Source organism: Methylobacterium sp. WL1, assembly GCF_008000895.1.
Classification (GTDB): Bacteria; Pseudomonadota; Alphaproteobacteria; order Rhizobiales; family Beijerinckiaceae; genus Methylobacterium.
The window spans coordinates 3,660,246-3,683,243 of record NZ_CP042823.1 but is presented as its reverse complement, the minus strand read 5'-3'; the positions used below and the strand labels follow the sequence as shown (position 1 = coordinate 3,683,243).

Here is a 22,998-nt window from a genome sequence, read left to right as displayed (position 1 = left end):
CGTCAGCGCGCGTCGCCGAGCACTGCCTGGACCAGGGTCAGCGCCACGACCGCGGCCGTGTCGGCACGCAGGATGCGCGGACCCAGCGAGAGGGCCACGGTGTTGGGCCGGGCCCGGATCGCCGCCCGCTCCTCCTCGGAGAAACCGCCCTCCGGCCCGACCAGAACGGCCAGCGGCGGCGGTGCGGCGGGGTCGGCGGTCTCCCGGAGCGCCCGCACCGGGTCGCTCACCGGGGCGTCCTCGTCGCAGAACACCAGCAGCCGCTCGGGCGCCAGGCCCGCAAGCGCGGGGCCGAGCTTGTCCGGATCGCAACACTCGGGGATCGCCAGGATGCCGCATTGCTCGGCCGCCTCGACGGCATTGGCACGCAGGCGGTCCATGTTGATCCGCTCGCCCTGGGTGTAGCGCGTGATCACCGGATGAATCGTCCCGGCGCCCATCTCCACGGCCTTCTGGGCCAGGTAATCCAGGCGCGCACTCTTCAAGGGCGCGAACAGGTAGTGCAGGTCGGCGCGTGGCGTCTGCGCGCGGGTACGCTCGGCGACGTGGAGGTCCGCGCCCTTCCGGCCGGTCTGGACCAAATGCGCGCGCCACTCGCCGTCCCGTCCGTTGAACACCAGCACGGGATCGTCGGGTCCCCGACGCAGGACGTTGAGCAGGTAATTCGCCTGGGCGCGGTCGAGCGGCAGCACGGTTCCGGCGGCGAGGTCCGGTTCGACGTGGAGGCGCGGGGCGGTGAAGTCGTAGGCCGGCATGGCCGGGTGGTCGCGCGGCCCGGCCGGGCTGTCAACGCACCGCGCCGTCGACCTGCGTCCAACGACATGTTGCCGAAAGGTTACGAGGGCGACTTTTTGGCGCTTCTCCCACACGCGCAACGCCTCGCCGGTTTGCCGCTCGATTGACGCCACATTCCTATGGCGAACCCAACGGAACGGAGTGGAGCCGGCGTCACGCGGGTTCCGGCAGGCGTCGAGGGAGTCGCAGGATGGCACACGGGAGCTTGAGTCTGGGGGCGGCGGCGCTCGTCGGCGGTCTGCTGTTCGGAACGGCGGCCTTCGCGCAGGGTGCCGCGCCGGAATGCGGCACGATCCAGAAGACCCTGGCCGAGCGCAAGGCGCTGGTCTCCCGCGCAAACGCGGCGTCGAACAGCAAGAAGAAGATGACCCCGCAGGAGGCCTGCGCGCTGTTCGGCAAGCTGCAGTCCAACGGCGCAGAAGGCATCAAGTGGATCGCCGCCAACAAGGAATGGTGCTCGATCCCGGATTCCTTCGCCGAAGGCTTCAAGGCCGACCACCTGAAGGTCAGCGGCATCCGCACCAAGATCTGCAGCGTCGCCGCTCAGGCCACCAAGATGGAGGCGCAGGCCCGCGCCCAGGCGCAGAACGGCGCCAGCAGCGGCCTTCTCGGTGGACCGGGCTTGACCGGCAGCTTCAAGCTGCCGCAAGGCGCGCTGTAGAGCCGTCCGGGAGGATTGCGGGCGGCGCGACCCCCTCCGGGGCGGGGGGGATGCGTACGTGGGACGACCGGAGATCCGACCGATGAGCGGGACGGCAGCGGGGGACGGGCGTCCGGCCGACGCGGTCACCGGACATTGGGTCGAGCGCGCGGCGCCACGGTCCTGGCGGCCCTATCTGCGCCTGGCGCGGATCGACCGGCCGATCGGCTGGTGGCTCCTCCTCCTGCCGTGCTGGTGGTCCTCCGCGCTGGCGGCGATCAAGGCGGACCTGTCCTTTCCCGATCCCTGGCACTGCCTGCTGTTCCTGGTGGGTGCGGTGGCGATGCGCGGGGCGGGTTCGACCTACAACGATATCGCCGACCGCGACCTCGACGCGCAGGTCGAGCGCACGCGCCAACGCCCACTTCCCTCCGGACAGATCCGGCCGCGCCACGCGGCCCTGTTCCTGCTGGCTCAGGCGCTGGTCGGGCTGGCGGTACTGCTGCAGTTCAACGAGCAGGCCGTGATCGTCGGGCTCTGCTCCCTTCTCCCGGTGGCGATCTATCCGTTCATGAAGCGGGTGATGCCGATGCCACAGGCGGTGCTGGGGCTGGCCTTCGCGTGGGGCGCGCTGATGGGCTGGGCGGCCCTGTTCGCCCGGCTCGATGCCCCGGCGCTGCTGCTCTACGCGGGCACGATCTGCTGGGTGGTGGGCTACGATACGATCTACGCGGTCCAAGACATCGAGGACGACGAGATGGCCGGGATCCACTCCTCGGCCCGGCTGTTCGGCCGGCACGTGAGGGGGGCCGTCGGCCTGTGCTACGCGCTCGCGGCGGCCTTCGTGGCGCTGGCGGCCCGGGATGCGGGGGCTGGACTGGTCGGATCGATCGGGGTCGCGGCCTTCGCCGGGCACCTGGCCTGGCAGGTCCTCTCGTTCCGGGAACGTGACGGGCGCGGGGCGCTCACGCTGTTCCGCTCGAACCGGGACGCCGGCCTGATCCTGTTCGTGGGCCTCGCGGCGGACGCTGTGGTGCGCAGCCTGTCCTGAGTTCCGGCCGGGGTCTCAGGTGCGGGCGATGATCTCGTTCTCACCGCGAAAGATCTGCGGCCGGGCCGGCAGACGGCCGGTCTTGCGGCGGGCGAGGAAGCGCGGCCGACGGGCACCGAGTCCGGCATGCCGGCGGCGGATGCGCACGCGCCCAAGGATCAGCCGGCCGATCTGCTCGGAGACCGGCACCAGGACACCGTCCTCCCGGACGATCATGCGGACCAGCCCGGCCCGGGCGGCGATGTCGCGCCAGACGGCGACCACGTCGTCCTCGTCGAAGCAGCCGAGGCGATCCAGCTCCTCGCCCTCGGCATCGACCAGGATCAGGCTGAACCGGTCGGCGCCGCAGATCTCGGCATCCTCAGTGGCGTAGGCCAGGGCGATTCCAGCGGCCTTGCGGGCGCCGGAGATGCGGCCGATCACCGGAAGCGGCGATGCGACGATGGCGAAATCGGCCAGAGCAGCGGCCCCACGGGCATCCATCGAAGGTCCTTCGCGGCGTTCGTCCGTGAACGAGGAAGTGTTCATCTGTGCGCGTCCCTGGAGCAAGTGGCGACCCGCTCGGGGCCGTCCGTTATGCCAAGCAAAATCGCACCCGAACTCCTCCGCACAGCTTAATCACCGTCGTTAAGCGATTCTGGACGGGGATGTCATTTGAGGAATGCTCAATGCTTCCTTGAATGCTCAACACTTCCTTGCGAAGATCGATCGGTCTTGATCGATCCAGGGGGCAGAGTGCGGATCCTTGTGGCCGTGCCGGCTGCGCCCTACAACGGACGGTACCGGGCGGCATGGCCTTCCGGTACCCAACACCGCCTGCCGAGCCGGCTCACTTCATCCGACCTGCCGGGCGGAGGCCCCGATGTGGCCCGATCCCGGGCCTGACGCATGCCCCGCGGAGCGCGATGCCCGAGCCCATCACCGACGCGGCCGTCTCCGCCCTGATGCCGGACCTGCGCGCGGTCATGCGCGAGGCCGCCGACATCGCCCGCCCGTACTTCAAGCTGGGCGGACAGACCTCCGCGCGGATCTGGTCGAAGGCGGGCGGGTCTCCGGTGACGGAGGCGGATGTCGCGGTCGACACCTTCCTGAAGATTCGCTTGAGCGCCCTGGTGCCCGCGGCCGCGTGGTTGTCCGAGGAGACCGCGGACGATCCGGCGCGCCTCGGCCACGACCTCGTGTGGATCGTCGATCCGATCGACGGCACCCGGGCGTTCCTGTCCGGGCATCCCGACTGGTCAATCGCGGTCGCCCTGCTGGCCGGCGGCCAGCCGCGGATCGGCTTCGTCCACGCCCCGGTGGGGAACGCCGATTACGAGGCCGTTCTCGGACGCGGCGCGACCCGCAACGGCGAGCCGATCCGGGTCGATCCCAAGGAGACGCTTCAGGGCGCGCGCATCACCGGCCCCAAGCCGATGCTCGACCGGCTGTCGCGCGGGGCCGGCGCCGGCGTCGATTTCGAGCGGATCGACCGCATCCCATCACTCGCCCTGCGGCTCGCCCGGGTCGCGGAAGGCTCGGTCGATGTCGGGCTGATCTCCGGCAATGCCCGCGACTGGGACATCGCCGCGGCCGACCTGATCCTGCGCGAGGCGGGCGGAACGGTCTGCGACCTCAAGGGCGAGGCGACCACCTATAATCGGCCGGACCCCGTCCACGGCGAATTGCTGGCCACGCCGGTCGTGCTGCGCGACCCGGTCCTGGCGGCCTGGGACCGATAAGGTCGAACCAACCCGCACCGGGCGCGACCCCTTTCCCGGACACCCGGCACGTTCGTGGACGGTGATCCGAACCGGCAGTCAAAGCGCTGCATGCGACGGGGAAAGCGACGGCGCGAGAGGAGCAGCGCCGCTGCACGACCTATCGCACGTAAGAAGCCGCGTTCGATCCGAGATCGAACACGGCCCTGTACGTCAGGCGTGCCTGGCAGATCCGCTGAGGAACGTCGGCCCTCAGGCCGCCGCCGCCTCGCGGATGACCACAGCGTTGGGGGCCAGCCCCAGACGCTCGGCCAGATGCCAGCGCAGTTCGCGGGGGGAGTGATAATTGTAGGACCGATCGATCAAGTTGCTCAGATCGGTCTTGGCCTCATTCGCGGAATTGGCCCGTGCCAGCCGACCGACCCGGAAAGTCGATGCATCGGTGACGGGAGAGCGGACGCCGCGGCGCCGCGTGTATTCGAACATCATTATCGCGTGTGTCTTTTCTTTTCTGGACCGAACGTCTGTGTGCGCCCGGCGTCGTTTCTGCTGGTTGCCTCCGACGCCCCCTCGACCGAGCGGTCTCGCCCGGATGGAAGCGTCGGAAGGGGGAGCCGCCGCGCGGCCGGTAAGAACCCGCTGGGGTTCAGGCCGCCTGAAGGTTGCCGGCGGCGTCCTTGCCGCTGCGCTTGTCCGTCAGGATCTCGTACGAGAGCCGCTGGCCCTCGACCAAGTTGCGCATCCCAGCCCGCTCTACAGCGGAGATGTGAACGAAAACGTCCTTGCCGCCGTCATCGGGCTGGATGAAGCCGTAGCCCTTGGTCTCGTTATACCACTTCACAGTGCCGGTGTTCACGTAGGATACCTCATCGTCCATAGGCCATGCGCACGGCGAAAAAGCCGCGCGATGCACCACGGTCTTGCTGGGTTGGCCAGTGTGGCAGGGCGCGAGACGCTGGGCGTTAAAAAGCACCGGTCTCGGTGGGTAAGCCCCCCGGGGCTCTATTTAGGCGTTGGCTGCGGCGGCAACAAGGCGTTTCGGGCACAACTTCTGCGTCGCAGGCCGCGACTGGGCCGGCGCGGCGGCGTGACGCCCCCTGGGATTTCCGCCGGGCCCGATGCATATACGGAACGCGGACAGGCAGTTAAGGCGCGAGGCTCCCGGGCGATACATGGCAGGCATTTCGGTCTCGCTGGACGGTGCGAACATCCAGCTGTCCTTTCAGAAGGACGATCAGGCGACGGCGGTGGTGATGGATGCCCGCGCCGCGCGCGCGCTGGTGCGCGCCGTCGGCCAGCTTCTCACGGCCATCGACGACACGGACGAGCCGGACCTGGGCGATGGCCTGGGCGACGAGGAGATCGCCATGCTGGACGTGACATCCTCGGCGATCGAGATCGGCACCGACGAGGAGGGCCAGGCTGTCGTTGCGCTCCAGGCGGGCGCGTTGCCGCCGTTCCAGCTGCGCCTGACGGACGAAGAGGCCCGCCACGTGGTGACGAGCCTCTCCGAGATCCTCAGCGCGCCGCGCGACGTACGCACCTCACACGGCGGCCATTGATCACATCCGGGTCGATTACATCCGGGTTCCCGGGTCGGTGGGCGCACCCGGGAAGACATCGGGCTCCGAGCCCGGCCCGCCCGGCTCGCCGATGCCGGGATCGTTCACGGGATAGGGCGAGCGCGGCCCGGTCGGACCGATATCCGGCTCCTCATCGGGCGTAGGCGGCGGAGGCGGCAGATCGCCGGGCGTAGGCTCGGGGAGGCCTGGATTAGCCATGGCGGTCTCCTGTTGGTTTTCGAGATGCCGGACCAACGGGCCGATTCTCCGGCGGTTCCAGGCGACGGCCTCGCGATCCGCCGCCATCGGAACACGGCCAATCGACCTCGGTTGTCCGGGCAAACCCCCAGAAGGAGGCTCGCCATGCCCGATATCCGCCAGGCCAAGATCCTGATCCTCGCAACGGACGGCTTCGAGGAGAGCGAACTGACCGTTCCGCAAGCCAAGCTGGCCGACGCTGGCGCCTCGGTCGCGGTGTCCGCACCGCAATCGCGCGAGAGCAAGGGCACGATCCGCGGCTGGGACAAGACCGACTGGGGCAAGGAGGTCGCGGTCGACATTGATCTCGAGCGCGTCGATCCCGCCGACTACGACGCCCTGGTGCTTCCGGGCGGCCAGATCAATCCCGACAAGCTGAGGCTCGAGCCCAAGGCGCTTGAGGTGATCCGGAGCTTTTTCACCTCCGGCAAGGTGGTCGCCGCCATCTGTCACGCGCCGTGGCTGCTGATCGAGGCCGGCGCGGCCAAGGGCCGCGACATGACCTCGTTCGCGTCCATCCGAACCGACGTGATCAACGCCGGCGGCCGCTGGCACGACCGGGAGGTCGTGACCGACCAAGGCGTCGTCACCAGCCGCAACCCAGGCGACCTCGATGCCTTCTGCGCGAAGATCGTCGAGGAGATCCAGGAAGGCGGCCACGGCACCCGGCAGCTGGCGGCCTGAGGATTTCGCACGGCGCAGGTCCTGCCGATCCCGCGGCGTGAACGCGGGGTCGGCCGCACCCGATGCGGTTTCCGATGGCCATCGCCATGGTCGGTCGTATGGACATCGGGACGAACGCTGAGGGATCGCACAGGTGGCCACCTTCTTCACGGGCGATACCCATTTCGGCGACCTGCGCGCCCTGCGGTTCGACCACAGGCCCTACCCGGATCTGGACGCCCACGATGCCGGCCTGATCGCCGCCTGGAACGCCGCGGTCGCGCCCGGCGACACAGTCTGGCACCTCGGGGACTTCGCCCTCGGCCCGAGCGGTGCGCGGATCCGCGAGATCCTCGACGGGCTCAACGGCGAAAAGCACCTGATCGTGGGCAACAACGACGGCCCCGACACCCTCGCAGCACCCGGTTGGGCCTCGGTGCGCCATTACGCCGAACGCGTGGTCGACGACCGGATGGTGGTGCTGTGCCACTACGCGTTCCGGACCTGGAACGGGATGGGCCGGGGTGCCCTCAACCTGCACGGCCACAGCCACGGCAAGCTCAAGCCGATGCCGAAGCAGTACGATGTCGGCGTCGACCCGATGGGGCCGGCCCCGGTGGGACTCTCCGCAATCCTCACCTCACGGCTCCGTCGGAAGGCGTAATCCGGTCGGAACCTTCACGCCAGCTTCACCGTTTCAGCGGACAGAGAGGGGGCGGACTTGATCCGCTCCAGAGAAACCCGGCGCCCCGCCTGCGGGGCTACCGAATTGACCGTTCCGTGAGTGATCCCGTGCGTATCCGTTCGGCCTCTCCCAAGACCGGCTTCTCCACCCTGTCCGGCCTCGCCAAGTCGGCGTTGGTCGGGGGTCTGTCTCTCCTCGCTCTGAGCAACGCGGTGCTGGCCCTGCCGGCATGCCTCGACGCTCAGCGCAAGGTGGACGAGGCCAGCGCCCTCCGCTTCCAGGCGCGCCAGGAGGCGCGGCTGGGGAACCATGACCGCGTCTGCGATACGCTGGACGAGGTCGGCGACCGCTACGACGACGCCCGTGACGCCTTCGAGCGCTGCGGCGAGGGCGTGGTGGCCATTGACCTGCGCAGCGAGCTGCGCGGTCTCCGCATCGCCAAGAAGATCAACCGCTGCGACTGATCGGGTGCGTTCACGCACCGCATACGTTCAGGCCCTGCAGCATCATCCCGACACGAGCGACGCACGTCGCCGACAAGGTTATGCGCCGATGACCACCGCCCTGCTGTCGTCCGACCTCCAGGCGCCCACCGCCAACCGCACCGGACCATCCTTCGCAGCTGCCCTCTGCGGCTTCATCAGCACGACCGTCGCTACGACGATGCTGCTGGTCCTGATCGGCACTCTCTGAGCGCTCGCCGCGGAAGTGGGTACTGGTTCGGCGTGCGCGAGTGCGTCGACACAAGGGCTGAGTGCGGTGGCAGCCGCATCACGCTGCACTTGATCGACGGGACGAACAGATTTGGGGTTGGTTCTGTGAAACCCTCATATCTCTGTTGTCACACGTAATATCTGCCTAGTTGGGCGTCAGTACAGACGGTCATGCGCCCTTGAGCGGGCATGGGCGCTACTTGTGCGACTGTTGTGCTGCACCGCGCGTAATGGATTCGAACCACCACTGGCGTTGCCGTTCCGGTTTATCGCGCGCCAGCTTCATCGGAGCAGTACAGGATCCGCTGCCGCTTTGGCGGGTGGAGCCGGTCTTTAAAGCTGCCGCGCAAGCTGAAGATCAGGCGGCCTGATGTCCGACAAACCGGTATCCGGCATCCTGACCGTGTGTTGCGCATGAAAAAGGCGCCGCTTCGATTGAAGCGGCGCCTTCCTTCGTTCTGTCGAACGATAGACGTCTTAGTTGAATGTGTCGATCTCAGCCGACTCGTAGCTGGTGACTTCCATGCCGACGCAGATTTCGGACACGATGGGGGCGGACCAAGCCATGATATGACTCCAAAATGGAAATGATGGGACGAACAAGGCCTAACTCCCCGGGTCGCAGAGCCAACCCAGGGTAGGGCCTGCTCAGTTGAAGGTGTCGATCTCGGCCGACTCGTAGCTGGTGACTTCCATGCCGACGCAGATCTCAGACACGATGGGGGCGGACCAAGCCATGGCGTTTCTCCTCGTTGTTGCTGAGATCCATATAGGCAATATCTTGGGCGCAATACAAGCGAGCACAACACTTATATTTCTCATAGGGAGCTGGGGCGTAGGGCGCGGGTGCCGTCGCGGCTTCTCGGCCACGCCCCGGCGCGATCGTGAAAGCGAACTGGGAACACGCAGTGGTTTCGGCTTGACGGACTATTCCCGTAGGGGCACGAGGCAGCCGCGTCGGGCCTCCATGCGGGTGGCCCGCGCTCCCTTTCAGCATCGACAGCGAAGCGACGTGCCAGACCGATCGTGCCTGCCGTGCCCGGCGACGCGCCGTCATCCCGCCTGAGCCGCTGAGAGGCCCGGCCGCGGGGTGAGCGGCGTTGGCCGCCGGTCGCGGCCCTCAACCAGCAAGACCGGCGGCGCGCCGTCTCGTCATCCGCGAGGCGAGGCCATGAACGAGATCGCCCCCATCGACGCGCGCGTCGACCCCTCCGTGCTGGCCGCACGCCTCTCGGACGAGCGCGCCCCCGACATCGTCGAAGCATTGAACGACGAGGCCCCCGAGGTCGCTGCCGCGATCATCCTTGGCCTGCCGATGGATCGGGCGATCGAGGTGCTGGACCAGCCTGAACTCGATATGGCCGCCGACATCATCGAGATGCTGCCGCGCGACCGGGTGGCGGCCTACCTTTCGGGCATGTCGGCCGACCGGGTCACGGACGTGTTCCGGGAGATCGAGGAACCCGGCCGTTCCGACCTGCGCGCCCGCCTCGACGCCGAGACCCGCGGCGCCGTCGATCGGCTGTCGGCCTACGGCGAGGAGACGGTCGGCTCGCTGATGACCACCGAGTTCGTCACGGTGCCGGGCACCTGGACGGTGGGCCAGACGCTGGAGCACATCCGCCACGTCGAGAAGACCCGCGAGACCATCTACGCGATCTTCGTGCTCGATCCGCGCACCCGGGCGCTGACCAAGGCGGTACCCCTGCGCCGCCTGATCTCGGGCGACCCGAGCGACAACGTGCTCAGCGTCGCCCCGGGGCGGCGGCCGCTGGCGGTGTCGCCCACGGCGAGTCGCGAGGAGGCCGCCCGGCTGATCTCGAAATACGACCTGCTGGCGCTGCCCGTGGTCGACGCGGTCGGGCACCTGATCGGCATTGTCACGGTGGACGACATGATCGACGCCATGGTCGAGAAGCAGACCCAGGACGTGCAGCGCTTCGGCGGCATGGAGGCGCTGCCCGAGCCCTATATGGATATCGGCTTCTTCACGATGATCCGGAAGCGCGCCGGCTGGCTATGCGCGCTGTTCCTCTCCGAAATGCTCACCGCCTCGGCGATGCAGGGTTTTGAGGGCGAACTGGAGAAGGCGATCGTCCTGACCCTGTTCATCCCGCTGATCATGAGCTCGGGCGGCAATTCCGGCTCGCAGGCGACCTCTCTGCTGATCCGGGCACTCGCCCTGCACCAGATCCGCCTCGGCGACTGGTGGCGGGTGGCGCTACGCGAGCTGCCCACCGGCATCGTGCTGGGCAGCATCCTGGGGGTCATCGCAGTGATCCGGATCGTGGCCTGGCAGAAGCTCGGCCTCTACGATTACGGCGAGCATTGGCCGCTGGTGGCCGCCACGGTGGGTTCGGCCCTGATCGGGATTGTGATGTTCGGCTCGCTCGCCGGCTCGATGCTGCCGTTCATTCTGCAACGGATCGGCTTCGACCCCGCCACCGCCTCGGCCCCGTTCGTGGCCACGCTGGTCGATGTGACCGGGCTGGTGATCTACTTCTCCGTGGCGCTGCTGATCCTGCGGGGGACGCTGCTGTAGGGGCGCGTTTGCGGTTGCTTCCGGCCGGGAATGACAGGGCGGATGTCCGGAGCGCTCCGGATGTATTCCTCGGAGCTCTCCTTCCGCGGAGAGGTTTGAAGAGGCCGCTTCACCCCATGGCCTCGGCCAGCCGCTTGCGCTGCACCTTGCCGTTGGCCGTTCGGGGCAGCGCGTCCAGGAACCGGATCTCCCGCGGCCGCTTGTAGGCGGCAAGCCGGGCCTCGCACCACGCGAGCAGGGCCTCGGCGTCGGGTTCGGCACCGGGCTGAAGCACCACGAAGCCGCAGATCACCGAGACATCGGCGCGCACCGGCAGCTCGGCCACCCCGACTTCCGCCACGGACGGGTGGGCCGAGAGCACGACCTCGACCTCGTTCGGCGAGACCCGATAGCCCATCGCCTTCATCAGGTCGTTGTTGCGGCCCTCGAACCAGACGTAGCCGTCGGCATCGAGCCGGGCGAGGTCACCGCCGACGAACCAGTCGCCGCGCATCACCTCGGCTTCCTCGTCGGGGCGGTTCCAATAGCCGAGCATCAGCGCGGGCTCCGAGCGGTGGACCGCCAGGAGGCCGGTCTCGCCGGCGGGCAGCGGCACGGGCTCCCCCCTCCACCGGGGAGGATCGCGACGCGCCGGCCGGGCTGCGGCCGGCCCGGGGAGCCGGAGCGCACCGGGATGGTGGGCCCGCTGGAGATGTAGGTCGAGATCTCGCTCATCCCGAGCGCCTCGTAGAGGGGCTTGCCGGTGGCGCGGGTCCAGGCCTCGAGCAGCTCGATCGACAGCGGCTCGCCGGCGGTGCAGCCGTGGCGCAGGCTCGACAGGTCGTGGCTTTCGAGGGCGCCGTACTTCAGGATCTGGCGGTAGAGGGTCGGGACCGCCGCGAACAGGGTGGCGCGGTATTCCGCGATCAGGCGCGGCCAGACCGACGGGTCGCGGGGGCCGTTGTAGAGCACCGCGGTGGCGCCCACCGACCACGGATCGCTCAGGCCGACGCCCAGCGTGTAGGTCCAGTTCATGGTGCCGGCATGCAGCATCACGTCGGACTCGCCGAGCCCGATCCAGTGCTCGACCATGGGCCAGCGGCCATGGGCGGCCCTGTGGGCATGGAGCACCCCCTTGGGCCGGCTGGTCGTGCCGGAGGTGTAGATCAGCATCGCCGGGTCGTCTGCGGCGGTGTCGGCGTAGTCCGGAAGCGGGGCGGTGCCCTTCAGGGCGGTGATCGCGGCGGCGTCGAGCAGGATGCGGCTGCCCAGGGCCGCGGGCGGCACCGCGCAGCCGCCGCCGACCACGATCGCCCGGGCGCCGGAATTCTCCATCAGGAATTCGGCTTCGCCCTCGGTCAGCTGGGGCGAGGACGGCAGGGCCACCAGGCCGGCCGCTAGGGCGCCGAAGTAGATCAGGACGTAATCGGCCTCGTTGCCCATCCGGATCATCACCCGGTCGCCGGGCGTCAGCCCGAGCCCGAGCAGCCCCGCCGCGATGCTGCGCACCGCGCGGTCGACATCGCCGAAGCTGAGCCGGCTCGCGGTGCCGTCGCCGACCAGCACCAGCGCGGTCTTGTCTGGGCGCAGCCGCGCATTCTCCGCCAGGCAGTACCGGGCCGCGTTGAAGCGGGCCGGGGGATGGCGATGATCATGGAGCCGGAGGGCGTCGGACAAAGGGCGTTCCCCGCATCTTGGGTTTTGCCCGGGTGTCCCGCATCGGCGCGCCGCCCGTCAACCTCGGGTGAGGACAGCGCCGATGCGGAGCGCGTCAGGTCCGGCGTTGGGCCTGACCCTCCTGCTCCTCGAACCCCTCGAGCACCTTGTCGAGGGTCATGGGATACGCGCGGATCCGGATGCCGGTGGCATTGTGGATCGCGTTGGCGAGGGCCGCCCCGGCGCCGCAGATACCGAGCTCGCCGAGACCTTTGCTCTTCAGCGGGTTCGTCTTGGCGTCCAGTTCGGGCAGGAACACCGCGTCGATCACCGGCACATCGGCGTGGACGGGTACGTGGTACTCGGCCAAGTCGTGGTTGACGAAGAAGCTGTAGCGGGAATCCACCACCGCATCCTCCATCAACGCCGCGCCAACGCCGAAGGTCATGCCGCCGATCGCCTGACTTCGCGCCGTCTTCGCATTGAGGATGCGCCCGCCGGTGAAGACGCCCAGCATCCTGCGAAGCCTGATCTCCCCGGTATCGGCATCGACGCCGACTTCCGCGAAGTGTGCGCCGTAGGAGTACTGTGAAAATTTCTGCTTCATCTCCCCCGGCTTGATCTCGCCGGAGGCCTCCAGGCCGGTGCCCGCGAGGTCTTTCAGCGAGTCCGTGCGGTTGCCCGAAGTCACGGCGCCGTCCCGGAAGGTCGCGCCCTCCGGGTTCAGGTCGCCCGCCTTCAGCAGCGCCTGCCGGAGGTTGTCGCAGGCGACGTAGAGCGCGGATCCGGCCGATCCGGCCCCGAACGAGCCTCCCGAGCCGGACGCGAACGGGAAGTCGGTATCGCCCATCTCGACCCGGACACGCTCGACCGGAAGCCCCAGCATCTCGCCGGCGATCTGCGTGAGGATCGTGTAGGTGCCGGTGCCGGGATCGGTCATGGCCATGCGGACGACCAGCACCCCGTCGGGCCCAAGCCGCACCTTGGCCGAGGACGGCATCAGCGGGTTGAGCCTGGCGGCGGCCGACATGCCCATGCCGACGAGCCAGTTGCCCTCGCGCCGGCTGCCCGCCGCCTGCCGCTTGTCCCAGCCGAACAGGCGGGCGCCCTCGCGCATGCAGGGCACGAGCTGGCGGGTCGAGAACGGCACCTTCTTCTCGGGGTCCTCGGCGGGCTCGTTGCGCACCCGCAGCTCGACGGGGTCGATCTTCAGGTGCTCGGCCAACTCGTCCATGGCGCATTCGAAGGCGAGCTGCCCCACGGCCTCACCCGGCGCGCGCATGGCCGAGGCGATCGGCATGTTCAGGTTGACGAGCCGATGGCGCGTCACCCGGTTCTGCGCCGCGTAGAGCGAGCGGGTGACGTTGGCGGAGGTCTCGAAGAAGCCGTCGCCCTCGGCGGTGTCGGACCAGGATTCGTGCCCGATCGCCGAGAGACGTCCGTCCTTGTCGGCTCCCAGGCGAATCCGCTGGATCGTGTCCGTGCGGTGGGTCGCGACGTGGAATTCCTGCTGCCGGGTCATCGCGACCTTCACGGGCCGACGGATCACCTTGGAGGCCAGGATCGCCAGGGTCGCCTCGGGCTGCACCTGCAGCTTGGCACCGAAGCCGCCGCCAATATACGGGCTGACGATCCGCACCTTCTCGGGCGGCAGCTTGAGCACCGAGCCGAGGGCCTTCTGGCCGCGGTTCGGCATCTGGTTGGCGGTGTGCAGCACCACGCCGTCATCCTCCCAGGAGGCGATCGTGGCGTGCGGCTCCATCTGGGCGTGGATCTGCGGCGGCGTGGTGTATTCCACGTCGAGCTTCACGGGTGCCGCCACGAAGGCGGCATCGAAATCGCCGAGCTTCGAGTCCGGGGGCGAGTTGACCGGCTTCGGCTCGTAGGCCGCCGCCATGTTGTCCTTCAGCAGCGCCTTGGGCTTGGCCGCATCGTAGCGGACCTTGACCAGCATGGCGGCGGCCCGGGCCTGCTCGAAGGTCTCAGCGACCACGAACGCCACGGGCTGCCCGTAGAACTTGATGTCGGTGCCCTGGAGCTGCGGCCAGACCTGCTCCTTCTTCTCACCCTGCTCCGGCACGTTCTCGTGGGTCAGGACCAGGATCGTCCCCGGGGCTCGGCGCGCGGCCTCGGCGTCGATCGCCCGGATCGTGCCGGCCGCGATGGTCGCCGGGACGATGTAACCGTAGGCGGGGTTCTTGAGCGCCCTGGTCTCGTAGGCGTAGGGCGCGTGCCCAGTGACCTTCAGCGGTCCGTCGACCCGGTCCAGCGGTTTACCGACGAGGCCGTCGGGACGGTCGTCGAGGGGCGTCCGGCCGATCGGCTGGTTCATCTCCATGGGACTTGTCCTTGCCGGGTTCTCTACGCGCGGGTCGCCTGCGCCATGACGGCGCGCAGGGTCCGCCGCGTCAGCGGGATCTTGAAGTCGTTGGCGCCGTAGCCGCGGGCGCCCTTCAGCACCGCGTCGGCGGCGGCATCGGCGGAGCCGGTCCGTACCAGCACCTCCTCGGCCTCGGCCACGCGCCAGGGCTTGTGCGCCAGGCCGCCGAAAGCGAGTCGCGCCGCAGTCGGCTTACCGCCCTCGGCACCCGTGATGATCGCGGCCACCGACACGGTCGCGAAGGCGTAGGACGCCCGGTCGCGGACCTTGCGGTAGATGTGCTGACCGGCCACCGGCTTCGGCAGCGTCACCGCGGTGATGATCTCGCCCTTGCGCAGGTCGGTCTCAACCTGCGGCGTGTCGCCCGGCAGCCGGTGGAAGTCGGCGATCGGGATGTTCCGCGCCTGCCCGGCCGGATCCATGGTCTCGATGGAGGCATCCAGCGCCCGCATCGCGACATTCATGTCGGACGGGTTGGTGGCGATGCAGGCCTCGCTGGCGCCCAGCACGGCCATGATCCGGTTGAACCCGCCGATCGCGGAGCAGCCGGAGCCGGGCTCGCGCTTGTTGCAGGGCATCGCGGTGTCGTAGAAATAATAGCAGCGCGTACGCTGCAGCAGGTTGCCGGCGGTGGTCGCCTTGTTGCGCAGCTGGCCCGAGGCGCCGGCCAGCAGGGCCTTCGCCAGAACTGCGTAATCCTTGCGCACGCGCACGTCCGCGGCGAGGTCGGCGTTGCGCACCAGTGCGCCGATGCGCAGGCCGCCCTCCGGCGTCGCTTCGACTTTGTCGAGGGGCAGCCGGTTGACGTCGATCAGCGTCGCCGGGGTCTCGATCTGAAGCTTCATCAGGTCGAGCAGATTGGTGCCGCCCGCGATGAACTTCGCGTTCGGCCGCTCGGCCGCAAGCTTGGCTGCGTCCTGCACGGTGGCCGGACGCTCGTACGTGAAAGCCTTCATGTCCGCCCCCTCAGAGGTTGCTGGCGGCGGTATCGCGGATCGCCGCGACGATGTTCGGATAGGCACTGCAGCGGCAGATGTTGCCGCTCATCCGCTCCCGGATCTCGTCGTTGCTGAGGCTCGGGGTGGACGCGACGTCTTCGGTGACGTGGCTGGGCCATCCGGCCTTCGCCTCGCTCAGCATGCCCACCGAGGAGCAGATCTGGCCGGGCGTGCAATAGCCGCACTGGAAGCCATCATGCGCGATGAAGGCGGCCTGCATCGGATGGAGCGTGTCCCCGGTCGCCAGTCCCTCGATCGTCGTGACCGCGTCACCGTCGTGCATCGCTGCGAGCGTCAGGCAGGAATTGATCCTCCGGCCATCCACCAGCACCGTGCAGGCACCACACTGACCATGGTCACAGCCCTTCTTGGTGCCGGTGAGGGCCAGGTGCTCGCGCAGGGCGTCGAGCAGGGTCGTGCGCGTGTCCAGGACCAAGTCGCGCGCCTCGCCGTTGATCGTGAGGCGCACAGGCATCGTCTGCGCGGCCGGATCGCCGGGGGCCGCAGTCGCGGCGGCCGCCGGCCGGAAGCCGAGGGCGCCGAATGCCCCGGCTGCGGCGCAGCCTTCCACGACAGCACGCCGCGTGAGAGCGAACGGCTTCGTCGGAGTGTCGTCTGTCATGCTGCTATCCCGCCCATGCGCGACGCTCACGGCGAAGCGCAGCCTGGAATTCAGTGTCCCAACGTCAGCGTCCGTAAATTAGATCCGGTCCAGACTGCGCCCCTTCACCGCGGCCATTCCCCGGGGCGTCAGATTTCAACCCTGGTCGATCCCTCGGCTCGATCCAGGTGACGCGGGCGCAACACCTCGTCCGGAGTGCTCAGTATGGCCGTCACAATCCCGACCTTGCCCCTCAACGACGGGCGTCGCATCCCGCAGATCGGCTTCGGATGCTGGCAATTATCGGAGTCACAGGCGCCCGATCTCGTCGGCCACGCGCTCAGGGCCGGGTATCGCCTGATCGACACCGCCGCCGCCTACGGCAACGAGGAAGGCGTCGGCCGTGGTATCCGCGCATCGTCGGTCCCGCGCGAAGACGTGTTTCTCACCACCAAACTGTGGAACGACCGCCAGGGCCGGGATGCGACGCGGCAGGCCTTCGACGAGAGCCTCAAGCGTCTCGGCCAGGATTATGTCGACCTCTACCTGATCCATTGGCCCTGTCCGCAGCGGCGCCTGTTCGTGGAGAGCTGGCGGACCATGATCCAGCTGCGCGACGAAGGCCGCGCGAAGTCGATCGGGGTTTCGAACTTCACCCCGGAGCACATCGTCACGTTGATCGGCGAGACCGGCGTCGCGCCAGCCGTCAACCAGATCGAACTCCACCCGCATTTCCAGCGGAAGGAGCCCCGCGCCGATGATGCCCGGCACACGATCGTCACCGAGTCGTGGAGCCCGCTCGGCCAGGGCAAGGAGCTGAACGACCCGGTCATCGTCGCCATCGCCCAGGCGCACGGCAGGAGCCCGGCCCAGGTGGTGCTGCGCTGGCAGGTGCAGATCGGCTGCGTCGCGATCCCGAAGACCGCCCGACCCGAGCGCATCGTCGAGAACGTTTCGGTGTTCGACTTTGCGCTCAGCGATCAGGAGATGACCCAGATCGCCGCCCTCGACCGGCCCGACGGACGGATCGGGCCCGATCCCGCGACCTTCTGCTGAGCGCACGGGCCCTTTTGCGCCGCCGCATAACACTGCGCCGCAAAAGATTTATGCTCAAGGCTAGCATATCTAGACAGACGGGTGCGGCGCCCATAAGTTAGACGGCACAATGCTCAAACTGAGCATAATGGAGGACGCCATGACGGCGACCGTGTCACCCGTCTCCCGTACGTTGGTTCCAGGCCTGCCGCTGCCGGAACTCTACGCCCGTGTCAGCCGTCACGTTCCAGCAATCGAATGGCCGGCGCTCGCCCCCGATATCGAGGCGATCCTGCGGCTGAAGCGCGAGCGCAACGCGGTGATCCTGGCGCACAATTACCAGGCGCCGGAGATCTTCCACACGGTGGCCGACATCGTCGGCGACAGCCTGGCGCTGGCGCGCGAGGCGGTGAATGTCGATGCCGACGTGATCGTGTTGGCCGGCGTGCACTTCATGGCCGAGACCGCCAAGCTCCTGAACCCGAGCAAGACCGTACTGATCCCCGACATGGGCGCGGGCTGCTCGCTGGCCGATTCGATCACGGCCGCCGACGTGCGCGGCCTGCGGGCCAAATACCCGGGCGTGCCGATCGTGACCTACGTGAACACGTCGGCCGCCGTGAAGGCCGAATCGGACCTGTGCTGCACGAGCGGCAACGCCGTGGCCGTCGTGCGGTCGCTGAACGCGCCCCGGGTCCTGATGATCCCGGACGAGTTCCTGGCCCAGAACGTCCAGGCCGAGGTTCCCGAGGTCGAAATCCTGACCTGGGCTGGCCATTGCGAGGTGCACGAGCGCTTCACGCCCGCCGACATCCGCGACGTGCGGGACAGCTATCCCGGCGTCACGGTGATCGCGCACCCGGAATGTCCGCCCGACGTCGTGGCCGAATCGGACTTCTCCGGTTCCACCGCGATGATGATGGATTTCGTGCTGCAGAAGCGCCCGAGCCAGGTCGTCCTGGTGACCGAGTGCTCCATGGCCGACAACATCGCGGCGGCAAACCCGGACATCGAGTTCATCAAGCCCTGCAACATGTGCCCGCACATGAAGCGGATGAGCCTGAGCAACATCCGCAGGGCCCTGGAGACGTTGACCCACGAGGTTACCGTCGATCCCGCCTTGGCCGACCGCGCCCGGGCGGCGGTCGAGCGCATGCTGCTGGTGCGCTGACGATGAACGCCGTCACTCCCAACATGGCCGACCGCATCGTCGTGGTCGGCGGCGGCGTCGCCGGCCTCAGCGTCGCGTTGCGGCTCGCGCCGCGCCCCGTGACGCTGATCACCGCTTCGGCCCTGGGCCTCGGCACCGCTACCGGCTGGGCCCAGGGCGGCATCGCCGCCTCGGTCGGCGCCGACGACGCGGCGTCTCTCCACGCCGCCGATACCGTAGCCGCGGGCGCCGGGCTGACCGAGCCCGACGTGGCGCTCCGGGTCGCCCAGGCGGGCCCGGGGCTGATCGACTGGCTGGTGCGGATCGGCGTCCCGTTCGATCGCACCGAGGATGGCGCCCTGGCGCTCGGCCTGGAGGCGGCGCATGGCCGCCGCCGCATCGTCCGCTCGGGCGGTGATGCCACCGGGGCCCGCGTCCTCGAAGGATTGGTCCGCGCTGTCCTGGCCACGTCGTCTGTGGAGGTGGTCGAAGCCCGTGCCTGCGACCTGCTGCGGGACACGCGCGGCGCGGTCGCCGGCATCGTGGCCGAGCGCGACGGCGCCCGGTTCCGCATCTTGGCGCGCGCCGTGGTGCTGGCCACCGGCGGCGTCGGCGCCCTCTACGCGGCGACCACGAACCCGCCCGGCGCCGTCGGCGGGGGGCTCGCGCTGGCCGCGCGGGCGGGGGCGGTGATGCGCGACATGGAGTTCGTGCAGTTCCACCCCACCGCGATCGCGGCCGGGGCCGATCCGATGCCGCTGGCCACCGAGGCGTTGCGCGGGGAGGGCGCCCGGCTGATCGACGGGGCCGGCGAAGCGGTCATGGCCGGAATCACCGGCGGCGACCTCGCCCCGCGCGACGTGGTTGCCCGGGGCATCTTCCAGGCGCTCCAACGCGGCCGCACGGTCTATCTCGATGCCCGCGGCGCCCTCGGGGCCGCGATGCCGAAGCGGTTCCCGACGGTGGCCGGCCTGTGTGCCGCCGCCGGCATCGATCCCGCCGTTCAGCCGATCCCGGTCCGCCCGGCGGCGCACTACCACATGGGCGGCGTGAAGGTGGATGCGCATGGAGCCACGTCGGTGCCGGGCCTCTATGCCTGCGGCGAGGTCTCCTCCACGGGCCTCCACGGTGCGAACCGGCTCGCCAGCAATTCCCTGCTGGAAGGGCTCGCCTATGCCGGCTTCATCGCCGACGCCCTCGACGTGCCGCTTCCAGGCGCGGTCGCACCCGAGACGATAACTCCCCGTTCGGTCGCGGATCTGTCGTCGATCCGCAGGCTCATGGAGGCCCAGGTCGGCGTGGTCCGCGATGCCGCCGGCCTCGAGCAGGCGGTCGCCACGCTCGAAGCTCACAGCGAGACCTGCGACGCCTCCCTGGTGGCGCTGATGATCGCCCGCGGAGCGCTCACCCGCCGGGAGAGCCGCGGCGCCCACTGGCGCAGCGACTTTCCGCATGTCGCCCCGGCAGCCCACACGGACACGACGCTCGCCACGCTGAAAGCCGAGTACCGCGAAACCACGACCGCCGGGACGGAGTTGGCATCATGACGCAATCGGTCCTGACGGAAGAGATCCTGCCCTTGCCGCGGCTCCTGGTGGAGCCGGTGGTGCGTGCCGCCCTGATCGAGGATCTCGGCCGGGCCGGCGACATTACCACCGACGCGATCGTGCCGCCCGGCGAGCGGATGCGCGGCGTCATCGCGTCCCGCCAGGACGGGGTAATCTCCGGCACCGACGCCGCCGCGATCGCGTTCGCGCTCATCGACCCGGCCGTGACCGTGACGGTCGAGCGCGGCGACGGGGCCCGGGTCGCGCCCGGCGACGTGGTGTTGCGCCTCGACGGCCCGGCCCGGGCGATCCTGACCGCCGAGCGCGTCGCCCTGAACCTGCTCTGCCGGATGTCGGGGGTCGCGACGGCGACGAACGGCCTCGTGGAGGCGGCTCGCCCGCACGGCAAGGCCTCGATCGTCTGCACCCGCAAGACGACGCCGGGCCTGCGCGCGCTGGAGAAGCACGCCGTGCGGGCCGGGGGTGGTTCGAACCACCGCTTCGGCCTCGACGATGCGGTTTTGATCAAGGACAACCACGTGGCGGTGGCCGGCGGCATCGTGCCGGCGATCCAGCGGGCCCGCGCACGGGCCGGCCACCTCGTGAAAATCGAGTGCGAGGTCGATAGCCTGGAGCAGCTCGAGGAAGCCCTCTCGGTCGGCGTGGATGCGGTCCTCCTCGACAATATGGGCCCCGACCTGCTGACCCGCGCCGTGGCGATGATCGACGGCCGTGCCCTCTCGGAAGCCTCCGGCCGCATCACCCGCGAGACCGTGGGCGCGGTCGCGGCCTCGGGCGTGGACCTGATCTCCTGCGGCTGGATCACCCACTCGGCGGCGATCATCGACCTGGGGCTGGACGCCGCCTGATCGACAGAACCCTCTCCCGATGTGCGGGGGAGGGGGCCGCGCGCTTCATGCGGCCGTCATCACGTTTGGGTGACAAGTCTTCACCGTGTTGGTGGCGGCGACAGATCAAGTCTTTCGCACCGCATCCGGCTTGCTAAGGTCGCGCACGTCAGTGCCGCCCTCGACTGGATACGCCCGTGCGCCAAGTCTTCAGTCCCGCGGCTGGTCCTGCGGTCGTTCTGCCTGCTGCGCCGGTGGCGCGAAAGCCGGGCGCCGTTCGGCACGGGCCCGGGCCCGCGCTGATGATGGGGGCGCTCGGCGTCGTCTACGGGGATATCGGCACCAGCCCGCTCTACGCCTTCAAGGAGGCCGTGAAGGCGGCCACCGCCGGAGGCGCCGCGGTGCCGGCTGCGGCGCTCGGGGCCGTGTCGCTGATCCTGTGGTCGCTGATCCTCATCGTGTCGTTGAAATACGCGGTGCTGATCCTGCGCGCGGACAACCGGGGCGAGGGCGGCATCGTCGCCATGCTGGCGCTGCTGGGCGCCCGGCAGGCGCAGCCCGGCACGTGGAAGGCCGTGCTCCTGGTGGTCGGCCTCGTCGGCGCGGCTTTGCTCTACGGAGACGGCGCGATCACCCCGGCGATCTCGGTGCTCTCGGCGATCGAGGGGCTGAAGATCGATGCGCCGGTGCTGACACCGTTCGTGGTGCCGATCACCTTGGTGATCCTGGTCGCGCTGTTCGCCGTGCAGCACAAGGGCGTGGCGGCGATCGGCCGGGTGTTCGGTCCGGTGATGCTCGTCTGGTTCACGGTGCTGGTCCTGCTGGCGATCCCCAGCATCCTGCGGGCGCCGGAGATCCTGGGGGCGGTCAATCCGTGGCGGGCCGTGGACTTCCTGGCCCATGCCGGCTGGCACGTGAGTTTCATGATGCTGGGCGCGGCCTTCCTGGCGGTTACCGGCGGCGAGGCGATGTACGCCGATCTCGGCCATTTCGGCGCCCCGGCGATTCGCGCGGCCTGGTTCGGCCTGGTGCTGCCGGCCCTGCTGATCCACTATTGCGGCCAGGGCGCCCTGCTGATCGCCGACCCGGGCGCGATCGAGAACCCGTTCTACCTGCTGGCCCCCGACTGGGCGCATTACCCGCTGGTGGCGCTGGCCACGATGGCCACCGTCATCGCCTCGCAGGCGGTGGTCTCGGGCGTCTACTCGCTGACCCAGCAATCGATCCAGCTCGGCTTCATGCCGATGATGCGGGTGGTCCACACCGATCAGGACGAGCGCGGCCAGATCTACGTGCCTGCGGTGAACTGGCTGCTCGCCATCGGTACCCTCACGGCCGTGGTGGTGTTCGGCTCCTCCGATGCGCTGGCCGGCGCCTACGGCATCGCGGTCTCGGCGCTGATGGGCATCACCACCCTGCTGGCCGCCCTGATCGCCCTGCGGTGGGGTTACAACCCGATCCTGGTCGTGGCGGTCAATGGCTTCTTCCTGGCCATCGACGCTTTGTTCTTCGCGGCCAACAGCGTGAAGCTGTTCGAGGGTGGCTGGTTTCCCCTGGTACTGGCCGCGGCGGTCGCGTTCCTGATGCTGACCTGGATGAAGGGCAACCACGTCCTCGAGGCGGTGCGCGAGACCATGCGCCAGCCCGAGGCGACGTTCTTGGCCCGCCTCGCCTCGCACCCGCCGGTGACACTGCCGGGAACGGCGGCCTTCCTCACCGCAGCCACCGAGGGCATCCCCATGGCCCTGGGCCGGCTGGTCGAACGCAGCCGATGCCTGCACGAGCGCATCCTGCTGATCACCGTGATCTACGAGGAGGCGCCGATGATCCCCGCCGAGGAGCGGGCGCAGGTTACCCTGGTCGCTCAAGGCATCCGTAAGGCGATCTCGCAATACACCCCCGGGATGGAGCGCGTCGTGTTGCGCTACGGCTTCATGCAGACCGCCTCGATCCCCGAAGGCCTGCAATGCGCCGTGAGGAGCGGCCTGCTCCCGCCGGAATACCTGGAGGACCTGACCTTCTTCGTCGGCCACGAGGTGGTCATCCCGTCGGCCAAGCCCGGCATGGCGCTGTGGCGCCAGGGGCTGTTCGCCTTCCTGAAGCGCAACGCCGAGCGCACCGGCGCCCATTTCTGCCTGCCGACCCGGCAAATCGTGGAAGTGGGAACAGAAATCGAGATCTGAGCCGCGCGCGTC

24 protein-coding genes and 1 pseudogene are annotated in these 22,998 nt (G+C 69.0%); 14 read left to right on the top strand and 11 right to left on the bottom strand.

Annotated elements, in window-relative coordinates:
- Positions 1 to 2 precede the first annotated feature (2 nt).
- The gene (locus tag FVA80_RS17860; RefSeq protein ID WP_147906259.1) at positions 3 to 755 is read right to left on the bottom strand and encodes a 16S rRNA (uracil(1498)-N(3))-methyltransferase; all 753 of its coding nucleotides are present in this window, start codon (positions 753 to 755) and stop codon (positions 3 to 5) included.
- A 230-nt stretch (positions 756 to 985) separates the two neighbouring features.
- On the opposite strand from FVA80_RS17860, the gene FVA80_RS17855 reads away from it, so the two are divergent.
- Positions 986 to 1,456, top strand: coding sequence for a hypothetical protein (locus tag FVA80_RS17855; RefSeq protein WP_147906258.1), 471 nt, complete (start codon positions 986 to 988; stop codon positions 1,454 to 1,456).
- A gap of 82 nt (positions 1,457 to 1,538) precedes the next feature.
- On the top strand, positions 1,539 to 2,486 hold the full coding sequence (gene ubiA / locus FVA80_RS17850; protein WP_147906257.1) for a 4-hydroxybenzoate octaprenyltransferase: 948 nt from the start codon (positions 1,539 to 1,541) through the stop codon (positions 2,484 to 2,486).
- A 15-nt stretch (positions 2,487 to 2,501) separates the two neighbouring features.
- On the opposite strand, the gene FVA80_RS17845 is transcribed toward ubiA, so the two are convergent.
- On the bottom strand, positions 2,502 to 2,969 hold the full coding sequence (locus FVA80_RS17845; RefSeq protein ID WP_147906256.1) for a DUF6101 family protein: 468 nt from the start codon (positions 2,967 to 2,969) through the stop codon (positions 2,502 to 2,504).
- 422 nt (positions 2,970 to 3,391) lie between these two features.
- On the opposite strand from FVA80_RS17845, the gene FVA80_RS17840 reads away from it, so the two are divergent.
- Positions 3,392 to 4,207, top strand: a complete 816-nt coding sequence (locus FVA80_RS17840; RefSeq protein WP_147906255.1) for a 3'(2'),5'-bisphosphate nucleotidase CysQ — start codon at positions 3,392 to 3,394, stop codon at positions 4,205 to 4,207.
- A gap of 231 nt (positions 4,208 to 4,438) precedes the next feature.
- On the opposite strand, the gene FVA80_RS17835 is transcribed toward FVA80_RS17840, so the two are convergent.
- Positions 4,439 to 4,675 carry an AsnC family transcriptional regulator gene (locus FVA80_RS17835; protein ID WP_147906254.1) on the bottom strand — a complete coding sequence of 79 codons (237 nt, stop codon included), beginning with the start codon at positions 4,673 to 4,675 and terminating at the stop codon, positions 4,439 to 4,441.
- 157 nt (positions 4,676 to 4,832) lie between these two features.
- Positions 4,833 to 5,042, bottom strand: coding sequence for a cold-shock protein (locus FVA80_RS17830; RefSeq protein WP_007565868.1), 210 nt, complete (start codon positions 5,040 to 5,042; stop codon positions 4,833 to 4,835).
- Positions 5,043 to 5,358: 316 nt separating this feature from the next.
- On the opposite strand from FVA80_RS17830, the gene FVA80_RS17825 reads away from it, so the two are divergent.
- Positions 5,359 to 5,748 carry a hypothetical protein gene (locus FVA80_RS17825; RefSeq protein ID WP_147854655.1) on the top strand — a complete coding sequence of 130 codons (390 nt, stop codon included), beginning with the start codon at positions 5,359 to 5,361 and terminating at the stop codon, positions 5,746 to 5,748.
- 15 nt (positions 5,749 to 5,763) lie between these two features.
- Here the strand turns inward: FVA80_RS17825 and FVA80_RS17820 are convergent, their stop codons facing one another.
- Positions 5,764 to 5,967: a hypothetical protein gene (locus tag FVA80_RS17820; protein ID WP_147854656.1), complete on the bottom strand. Its 204-nt coding sequence runs from the start codon at positions 5,965 to 5,967 to the stop codon at positions 5,764 to 5,766.
- A gap of 144 nt (positions 5,968 to 6,111) precedes the next feature.
- Between FVA80_RS17820 and FVA80_RS17815 the strand changes: the two genes are divergently transcribed.
- The 4 genes from FVA80_RS17815 (at position 6,112) to FVA80_RS30595 (ending at position 8,047) form a co-directional block, all read left to right on the top strand.
- On the top strand, positions 6,112 to 6,690 hold the full coding sequence (locus FVA80_RS17815; RefSeq protein WP_147906253.1) for a type 1 glutamine amidotransferase domain-containing protein: 579 nt from the start codon (positions 6,112 to 6,114) through the stop codon (positions 6,688 to 6,690).
- 133 nt (positions 6,691 to 6,823) lie between these two features.
- Positions 6,824 to 7,333, top strand: coding sequence for a metallophosphoesterase (locus FVA80_RS17810; RefSeq protein ID WP_147906252.1), 510 nt, complete (start codon positions 6,824 to 6,826; stop codon positions 7,331 to 7,333).
- A 170-nt stretch (positions 7,334 to 7,503) separates the two neighbouring features.
- Positions 7,504 to 7,818, top strand: coding sequence for a hypothetical protein (locus FVA80_RS17805; RefSeq protein ID WP_147906298.1), 315 nt, complete (start codon positions 7,504 to 7,506; stop codon positions 7,816 to 7,818).
- An 88-nt stretch (positions 7,819 to 7,906) separates the two neighbouring features.
- A complete protein-coding gene (locus FVA80_RS30595; RefSeq protein WP_187193395.1) occupies positions 7,907 to 8,047 on the top strand; it encodes a hypothetical protein in 141 nt (46 codons plus the stop codon).
- Positions 8,048 to 8,544: 497 nt separating this feature from the next.
- Here the strand turns inward: FVA80_RS30595 and pqqA (FVA80_RS17800) are convergent, their stop codons facing one another.
- Positions 8,545 to 8,634 carry a pyrroloquinoline quinone precursor peptide PqqA gene (pqqA, locus tag FVA80_RS17800; protein ID WP_007559223.1) on the bottom strand — a complete coding sequence of 30 codons (90 nt, stop codon included), beginning with the start codon at positions 8,632 to 8,634 and terminating at the stop codon, positions 8,545 to 8,547.
- 81 nt (positions 8,635 to 8,715) lie between these two features.
- Positions 8,716 to 8,805 carry a pyrroloquinoline quinone precursor peptide PqqA gene (gene pqqA, locus FVA80_RS17795; protein ID WP_007559223.1) on the bottom strand — a complete coding sequence of 30 codons (90 nt, stop codon included), beginning with the start codon at positions 8,803 to 8,805 and terminating at the stop codon, positions 8,716 to 8,718.
- 433 nt (positions 8,806 to 9,238) lie between these two features.
- Here pqqA (FVA80_RS17795) and mgtE point away from each other — a divergent pair, with 433 nt between their 5' ends.
- Complete coding sequence (gene mgtE, locus FVA80_RS17790) at positions 9,239 to 10,609, top strand: magnesium transporter (RefSeq protein WP_147906251.1); 1,371 nt, start codon at positions 9,239 to 9,241, stop codon at positions 10,607 to 10,609.
- A 109-nt stretch (positions 10,610 to 10,718) separates the two neighbouring features.
- Here mgtE and FVA80_RS17785 read toward each other — a convergent pair.
- The 4 genes and pseudogenes from FVA80_RS17785 to paoA form a co-directional block, all read right to left on the bottom strand.
- Positions 10,719 to 12,265, bottom strand: a pseudogene (locus FVA80_RS17785) (AMP-binding protein).
- 94 nt (positions 12,266 to 12,359) lie between these two features.
- Positions 12,360 to 14,582, bottom strand: coding sequence for a xanthine dehydrogenase family protein molybdopterin-binding subunit (locus tag FVA80_RS17780; protein WP_147906249.1), 2,223 nt, complete (start codon positions 14,580 to 14,582; stop codon positions 12,360 to 12,362).
- A gap of 23 nt (positions 14,583 to 14,605) precedes the next feature.
- Positions 14,606 to 15,580: a xanthine dehydrogenase family protein subunit M gene (locus FVA80_RS17775; protein ID WP_147906248.1), complete on the bottom strand. Its 975-nt coding sequence runs from the start codon at positions 15,578 to 15,580 to the stop codon at positions 14,606 to 14,608.
- 10 nt (positions 15,581 to 15,590) lie between these two features.
- Entirely contained in the window at positions 15,591 to 16,244 is a 654-nt protein-coding gene (gene paoA / locus FVA80_RS17770; protein WP_147906247.1) for an aldehyde dehydrogenase iron-sulfur subunit PaoA, read from the bottom strand.
- Between the two features lie 204 nt (positions 16,245 to 16,448).
- On the opposite strand from paoA, the gene FVA80_RS17765 reads away from it, so the two are divergent.
- The 5 genes from FVA80_RS17765 (at position 16,449) to FVA80_RS17745 (ending at position 22,986) form a co-directional block, all read left to right on the top strand.
- Complete coding sequence (locus tag FVA80_RS17765) at positions 16,449 to 17,279, top strand: aldo/keto reductase (protein ID WP_147906246.1); 831 nt, start codon at positions 16,449 to 16,451, stop codon at positions 17,277 to 17,279.
- 139 nt (positions 17,280 to 17,418) lie between these two features.
- Positions 17,419 to 18,429 carry a quinolinate synthase NadA gene (gene nadA, locus FVA80_RS17760; RefSeq protein WP_147906245.1) on the top strand — a complete coding sequence of 337 codons (1,011 nt, stop codon included), beginning with the start codon at positions 17,419 to 17,421 and terminating at the stop codon, positions 18,427 to 18,429.
- A 2-nt stretch (positions 18,430 to 18,431) separates the two neighbouring features.
- On the top strand, positions 18,432 to 19,955 hold the full coding sequence (locus FVA80_RS17755) for an L-aspartate oxidase (protein ID WP_147906244.1): 1,524 nt from the start codon (positions 18,432 to 18,434) through the stop codon (positions 19,953 to 19,955).
- Positions 19,952 to 20,824, top strand: a complete 873-nt coding sequence (gene nadC, locus FVA80_RS17750) for a carboxylating nicotinate-nucleotide diphosphorylase (RefSeq protein WP_147906243.1) — start codon at positions 19,952 to 19,954, stop codon at positions 20,822 to 20,824. Before FVA80_RS17755 ends, nadC begins: the two co-directional genes overlap by 4 nt.
- Before the next feature lie 281 nt (positions 20,825 to 21,105).
- Positions 21,106 to 22,986, top strand: a complete 1,881-nt coding sequence (locus FVA80_RS17745) for a KUP/HAK/KT family potassium transporter (RefSeq protein WP_246692429.1) — start codon at positions 21,106 to 21,108, stop codon at positions 22,984 to 22,986.
- Positions 22,987 to 22,998: the final 12 nt, after the last annotated feature.